Annotated in this window: 7 protein-coding genes; 5 read left to right on the top strand and 2 right to left on the bottom strand. The window is 56.3% G+C overall.

Going from position 1 to position 6,862, the window contains the following annotated elements; all coding sequences use genetic code 11:
- Positions 1 to 27: 27 nt before the first annotated feature.
- Positions 28 to 468 (bottom strand): hypothetical protein, encoded by a 441-nt coding sequence (locus DQW50_RS14940; protein ID WP_112080063.1) that lies wholly within the window; start codon positions 466 to 468, stop codon positions 28 to 30.
- A gap of 222 nt (positions 469 to 690) precedes the next feature.
- Here DQW50_RS14940 and DQW50_RS14935 point away from each other — a divergent pair, with 222 nt between their 5' ends.
- The 4 genes from DQW50_RS14935 (at position 691) to DQW50_RS14915 (ending at position 4,401) form a co-directional block, all read left to right on the top strand.
- Positions 691 to 1,038 carry a hypothetical protein gene (locus DQW50_RS14935; protein WP_112080062.1) on the top strand — a complete coding sequence of 116 codons (348 nt, stop codon included), beginning with the start codon at positions 691 to 693 and terminating at the stop codon, positions 1,036 to 1,038.
- Positions 1,039 to 1,122: 84 nt separating this feature from the next.
- Positions 1,123 to 2,052 carry an ArdC-like ssDNA-binding domain-containing protein gene (locus tag DQW50_RS14930; protein ID WP_112080061.1) on the top strand — a complete coding sequence of 310 codons (930 nt, stop codon included), beginning with the start codon at positions 1,123 to 1,125 and terminating at the stop codon, positions 2,050 to 2,052.
- Between the two features lie 837 nt (positions 2,053 to 2,889).
- Entirely contained in the window at positions 2,890 to 3,489 is a 600-nt protein-coding gene (locus DQW50_RS14920) for a hypothetical protein (RefSeq protein ID WP_112080059.1), read from the top strand.
- A gap of 120 nt (positions 3,490 to 3,609) precedes the next feature.
- On the top strand, positions 3,610 to 4,401 hold the full coding sequence (locus DQW50_RS14915) for a hypothetical protein (RefSeq protein WP_112080058.1): 792 nt from the start codon (positions 3,610 to 3,612) through the stop codon (positions 4,399 to 4,401).
- Between the two features lie 432 nt (positions 4,402 to 4,833).
- Here the strand turns inward: DQW50_RS14915 and DQW50_RS14910 are convergent, their stop codons facing one another.
- Positions 4,834 to 5,880 carry a DUF4352 domain-containing protein gene (locus DQW50_RS14910; RefSeq protein ID WP_112080057.1) on the bottom strand — a complete coding sequence of 349 codons (1,047 nt, stop codon included), beginning with the start codon at positions 5,878 to 5,880 and terminating at the stop codon, positions 4,834 to 4,836.
- A gap of 183 nt (positions 5,881 to 6,063) precedes the next feature.
- On the opposite strand from DQW50_RS14910, the gene DQW50_RS14905 reads away from it, so the two are divergent.
- Positions 6,064 to 6,276, top strand: coding sequence for a hypothetical protein (locus tag DQW50_RS14905; RefSeq protein WP_112080056.1), 213 nt, complete (start codon positions 6,064 to 6,066; stop codon positions 6,274 to 6,276).
- Positions 6,277 to 6,862: the final 586 nt, after the last annotated feature.

Below are 6,862 nucleotides of genomic sequence, written 5' to 3'. Positions count from 1 at the left end.
TAGACACACCTTCAGCAAGCAGACGTTCTAACTAAGCGGCTTTGTGAAGTACTGATAATGGTTCTGAAGAAGATTGACTAGTGTGCTATAATCGCCCTGGTTATTTAGATCACGAAGAATAGACACTATTTTCTCTTCGTTCTTTACCCTGACAGAGGACTTCAGAAAGACCCCCAAGAACAATCCAACAATCCCTAGCACGGCAACTAATTGGAGAGATTCAACCAGCAGCGGGGTGACCTCCACAGAACCAACCCCATAGCTAACCGGTACGCTGGCCGCCTCAAGACTCTCCAAATAGATTGAGAGCCAATACGATCCGATAATCACCAGGAAGGCGATCAAAATATACGCGAATCTGGGCTTCGTCCATAGATTGTATCGAACACGGAGTTGGCGGTGTCGAGGAAGTATAGAATAGACGGCAACGATAGAGGCGAGAAACGTGAAAACCAATAATTCAGCCATAAATTCTCTGTCTTAGTCTGGTCCCATAACACTTGCCGAGAAAGAGTGTGCCACCCCAGACAGGCAGGCGCGAGGGACGAGATTCCTCAGGGCGTCAGATTACATGTGCCATATCCAATACAGCTTTGAAAACCAATTACTAGTATAGAAATCCGCGTGCTGGTTTTTCGCGCCCCCGGAGAGGGCGAGGGCTCCATCAAGAGTCCTCAGAGGTGACTGCCTGTGAGTCAACAACAGAGTCCCGACAACGTCTCGATCGACGACATCCCACTCGATATCGCAAACACGCAATCAGAGGAGGTCAATCCCGCCGATGTCCCCGACGAAATCGAATCTATCACCCGTGGGCTCGCCGGTGAGCAACCGCCGACGAATCCCATAGTGGTTCTCAAAGCGGCTCGCTGGTGGTATCTACACGGCAAGGGCGGCACAGATCCCGCCTTCCAATGGGCCATCGAGTGGGCACATCACCTTGCGATCGACACCTCGAGTGACGTCGAACACTTCAACGAGTTCCTCGAGTACCTCGTCACGGTTGGCTTCGGGGACGAACCCCACGAGCTCCGCTAACCGCAAGCGGTTTTTTGTGCGCCCCGGAGGGTGCGGCGCGTCTTGAACTGACGCAGTCGCGGTAAACTCGAATTGGTAACTACGATGGCTACGACTAGTGACTCGTCGGTGTCCTTCGAGGAGACCGATACGCGAGACGACGAGATGAACAGTACAATCGAAGAGTGGATCGACGACCTCGTCGCCGGCGTCGACGACGCGCAGGCTAGCGCGGAGTTCCAGGAGTGGCTTGACATCCAGAGTCGCTTCCACGACTACTCCTACCGGAACACGCTCCTCATCAAGCAGCAGGACCCCGAGGCGACTCGTGTCGCCGGCTACCGGACGTGGCAGGAGGAGTTCGACCGGCACGTCCAGGAGGGCGAGTCAGCCATCTGGATCTGGGCGCCGATCATCGCCAAGCAGTGCCCGGAGTGTGAGAACTCGCCGAGCTACCACGAGCAGAGCGACTGTGACTACGACGAGACACCGTCCGAGGAATGGTCCAAAGGTCTGGTTGGCTTCAAGCCCACAGCTGTCTTCGACGCCTCCCAGACCGAGGGCGAGCCGCTTCCCGAACTCGAAACGGACGCCACTGGGGATGGCGAAGGGTTGGTGCCCGTACTCACGGCTGCAGCTGATGACCTCGGCGTGAGTGTGGAGATCGTCGACGCTGTCGAATGGGACCATGGCGACGCGAAGGGTATCTGTAAACATCAGAAGCCAGACAATGACCGCCCTGTCGTCGAGGCGAAAGCCCGTGAGAATCAGGCCGACCTGGCGGTAACACTCGTTCATGAGTACGCTCACGCGCTGCTTCATGACGATGTCGACGACGACACCGAGCGGTCGAAACGGGAGGTGGAAGCCGAAGCTGTGGGGTACATCGTTGGGCGGTATTTCGACCTCGATACGAGCGGCTCAGCGTTCTACCTTGCCGCGTGGCAGGACGACGACTCGGCGGTCCTCCAGGAGCGTCTCAGTCGAATCAGTTCGTGTGCACAGGATATCATCGGAGTGGTTACTGAGGGCTGACCCAACATCTCTTCCAGTTTAACCAACAAACGGAGGTAGCTACTGCTCTTTGTTGGTTAAGTTTATCAGCGCCCGCCGAGGGGCGGAGGCGCATTCTCACCTCCGTCGAGAGCGTCTTAATTTCTGTCAATGGCGTATTCCTCGGGGCGCAGAAAACTACAGACAGCGGTGAGGACAGCCTAGGTATCTAATACATCACCGCTGGTGACTGTAGCTACGTGATGGCCATTCACAACTCACAGTCAGGCACCCGCCTCGGAGAAGTACTTCCACTCCGCTCGCCCGAAGTATAAGTCACAGAGTCTCAAATTTTGAGGAGAGGGAGCACCGCTGAGTCGGTTTCAACAACCGGATCAACTCCAAAGTGTCACACGCTCTCTCTCCCCCTCGAAGTAGCCCGTGAACTCGTGAAAATGACTCCTGATGACCCAGAGACGGCCCGTGGCGGTTGAGGATCGCCGAATTGATATATAGAGACTCGCGAGGGACGGATTCTCGAGTAAACGGTCCTTCAAAGATCGTGATCCCCGTGCCATCATTGGATTCAACTGAGCAGTTCAGTGTACCCCGCTTGGCAGAATGATGGATAAACAGAACCTCTCGTTCTGGCACCGAGTGACCACTATTCCTCAGGTCACCGCTCTTTGATGCCTTGGAAGTGCCTGTAACTTCAGTACCCAGTTACGCCGAGTAGTTGGATGGTCGCGGCCACGATTTTTGCCATCATCGGGGGGTACGTCGTTGCGCCCAATATCTCCCCGCAAGTCGTCTGGTGTTGATACGTAAATGACGTATTTATACACAAATTTTATCCCATTGACAGTATATATTACGTGTATGACTGAAGTAGATCAGAAAATTCAGTTGGTCCGTGAGGCTGGGGAGATCGGGCTTGAGCTCTTGGAGTGCGACACTCCGCCGGTCAGCCGGTATGCGCCCGAGGGCGACGACGGCGTCCCCATCTTCCAGGAGGACGAGCAGTTCTGGAGTGCGTGGACCCAGGCCCGCGACCTGGCGGCTAAGTTCGACGACGACCCCATTGTGGAGGAGGTACGAGACGACTCGGTTCCTCACTTCGCTATCCACACCCGTCGCCAGATCGGCGGAGAACGGTTTGCGAATGTGGGATTCGTCTACGGGGCGGATGGGAAGTGCGTCATCAACTTGGAGTTCAAGATTGAAGACGGCTGGCGGGCGATCAACGACTACCAAGAGGAGCTGACCGCGCTCGACATCGGCCGGCAGATTGCGGCGGTCGAGCTCGCCGTGCTGGCGAACGAACTCCAGTCACCCGCTGAGACCTTGGACTACTGGATGACGCAGACGCTCTACTCGACTCGGCAGTCTTCGTGGGCTGATGATCGGAAGGCCAGCCCGCAGACGGTCAGCGACCGGGTCCGGTCGGCGAAGGAGAAACTCGACTTCGAGGAGGCATGATGGCGGAATCTACACGCACTTATGTGAGGGCCCACCTGGCTGAATACAGCACCAACTGAATCACTAATGGCGCTCCTTCCCTTCCGTACCGATTCAAACACCTACTCGACGTCTGTGACGATGGACGCGAGCACTGTCGGTGATACGACGGTGACGGCAGCCGTGTATGCCTCTCGGGAGCTCGAACCGGCGATTCTGGAGGCGATCTACGATCACGGGAGTGGCATCGGATTCAAACCGTTCTACAACAAGGCGAACGACTACGAACACGCCGTCCGCCGAGACTTCACCGAAGCCGTCCTGCAGGAATTTCCGGAGCACATCCGTGTGTTCTCCCACCGCCAGAGCCTGGATGGGAACGAGGACACCCAGCAGGTCGAAGCGGTCCACTCCGCGATCCACGTCCACGACATCTTGAACACGGTCGCCGAGCCCCCCGCGGTAATCGTCGATGGGAACGAACAGCAGGCCAAACCGTTCGTCGCCGCACTCGGAGGGCTGCGAGACGATCGCCCGCTGGTGGCTCACTGCCAGAAGTCGGAGTTCTACTACCCGGCGGCACTTCTCGCCGACTTGGTCTCGAACCACCTCGCCCACCGGATTAACAGCACAGACACGATGCCGCGGGCAGGGGAGCTCGTCATCCCGGCCCCACGGGCGAAGCACCATCGTGGCCAGGACTGGGGGCAGGCTATCAGCGCGACCTATCGGAACTCGCCTGAGTACACCCCTCCGACGCTCCCGGCGCTTCGAGGCAACACCGTCCGAGAGCGAGTCAATTGCTGGTACGAGGGTGCCGTCATGCCGCATGAGGGTGTGGACGAGCCGATGTCAGACTCCGTTACGCGGGTGGTCAACGCTCTCCAGCGGAACGGCTACGATGACCTCGCTGAGAAACTCCGAGAGTTGTAACTGCTGAAGTTGGAATAGCGCCATTTCCCGCCCCCACGTCCGTCGAGGGACATGGTCGAACGGGCTCAACACGCTGGCGCGCAGCGCTCACTTACTACTACTACCGGCCGCGGTGATAAATCTTCACCATAACTAATGCGAGACGACTACGGTAACAAATTCACAGTCAGACAGTGATGACCAGTTGAAACCACACGAATCTTTGTTTGGTTTGAGTTTCCGACTTTGTTAATGAAGAAGTCGGAAACGCAAACGGCTAAGCGGCACAATTAGGGCTACAAGCTACCTAAAAAATGAGCGAGTCAGCGAATTCGGAAACTCAAAGATCGGTGAGGCCGACGAGACGCAGTCAACGATCGACAAGCTGCCGCACGACACGAGATGCTCACAGCGAGCGGTGTTCTGGCGGATTTTCGAAGAGCAGTTCGTCGATTAACTCCGGATCTCCCAGAACGTTTTATCGCCGCTCGCGAACACTGAGAACTCGAAGACCCAGTAGAGCGGCGACGTTCCTTCCGGGACCTCATACGCCAGCTCACCACGCCGAGTCTCACCGTCGCTCAACGGAGTCCCCTCGTCGAAGGCACGGTCAAGCCCGGTCGTCGCTGTCAGACTCTCCTGATATGTGTACCCCTCATCGTCTTTAAGCATCATCTGGAGAATCGTCGAGAATTGCCGCTCTTCGCCGGTGTTGTTCGTGATGCTGATGTCGACGATGACGAACTCATTCCCCTCATCCGGCTCAGAAAACTGGCCGAGTGATGACTCGGTACGCGCATCGTTCACAGTGACAGCGACGTCTTGGTAGCCGATCTCCTCACCGAGACTGTAGGTTTCGACCCTGAGATTCTGCTCAATCTCAGCGATCGAACCGGCCTCCTCCTCCAAGTTTATTTGCGCCCGATCGATTCCGCCGATGATCGACGCGTTGAGGTCAAACACCAACTGGAGCCCAGAGGCATCTTCCGGTACTTCAAACGTGATCGTCCCGCGCTCAACTTCGCCGGGAGCGAACTGTCCCGCATTGAACGTATTCCCGCCACCGCCAGTAAATGTTTGATCGTACTGATAGTCCTCGTCATCACGGAGCCGAGTCTGGAGGAGATTGCTCACCGAAACGTATCCGTCGCTCACATTCTTGAGCGCAAGCGAGACGACGGCGAACTCGTTGCCTGCGTCTGGCTCGGAGAATTGTCCGAGGCTCGCCGTTCGATCCACGCCCTCAACAACGAGGTGAAGCTGATCGCCCTCAACGAGGTCGCCGACTGCGGCCTCAACCTGCTTAGGCCCCGAACCCTCTTCACTATCATCTGTGTCAGAATCGTCCTCACCGTTTGAACCATCGCCACCACTGGACCCATCACTGCCGTCACTGCCATCACCAGTAGGTTCAGGTCCGTCGCTACCTTCATCCGAACACCCAGCTACTGAGAGAGCCAATCCACTTGATAATGCCGCGAGGACCTGTCGTCTATCCATGTAGAATCGCTAAGGTGACTGATCTTGTAAATTTAGGGGGTAAATGGCTTTGTTGAAATCCTCTTCTTCAGAGAGTTTCTCACCTGAAAAGCTGGTCGATGGGAAATGCGAACCGAACAGTCCTTTCAGCTCACGCAGCGCTGCCCCAGTTATTTTTGCCGCCCGGAGATATGTCTGAGACAGATGTCTGAGGATTCTGACGACACTGACGGAGAACGGGTCGTCTTCGCAATGCTGGTTGGAGTGACGTTCGGAGCGGCACTCGGAACGACAGTTCTCCAAGATATCACACAGGGCATTGTTGTTGGTGTCGTCGTTGGAACCCTCGCTGCTCTCGTCTTCCCAGCGTGGACGGACCGACTCTACAAAACGGTAACAGACAAACTCGAAGAATAATCTGCTGAACTGATCGATAAGTGAGTACCCAGTACTGAGCGATCTTGTTCCAGGAATCTGAACTGTTCTATGACTTCGCACGCGATGACTACTCACGACTTACAGTCACGCTGCTGTCCCGGAACAGTACTTTCGCCCCGCTCGCCCGAACTATAAGTCACAGAGTCTCAAATTCTGAGGAGAGGGAGCACCGCTGGGCCGGTTTCAACAACCGGATCAGCTCCAAATCAGTGTCACACGCTCCCTCTCCCCCTCGAAGTAGCCCGTGAACTCGTGAAAATGACTCCTGATGACCCAGAGACGGTCCGTGGCGACTGCTCGTTCTGTGGCGAGACAGTCACCGGTCGGCACGCAATCATCCACTTTGAGACCGCTGGCGGTGGCCCTGGCGTGTGGGCCGAATGTCCAAGCTGTGGCGAGATCGTTGACCCCACCGATGCTCAGTAAACAGTTCATCCAGCAGATCGTCAGGCTCGAGCCGTCATCGACAACGCACCACGAGTGCCGTCACTGTGGGTACAGCGTGGAGAAAGCCGTCGATAAATGTCCACAGTGTGGCTCTCACGAGATTGCGGCCTACGATCTT

This window comes from Halorubrum sp. 48-1-W (assembly GCF_003287355.1).
Classification (GTDB): Archaea; Halobacteriota; Halobacteria; order Halobacteriales; family Haloferacaceae; genus Halorubrum.
The sequence above is the reverse complement of the archived record's forward strand: the minus strand, read 5'-3'. Positions and strand labels throughout refer to the sequence as shown.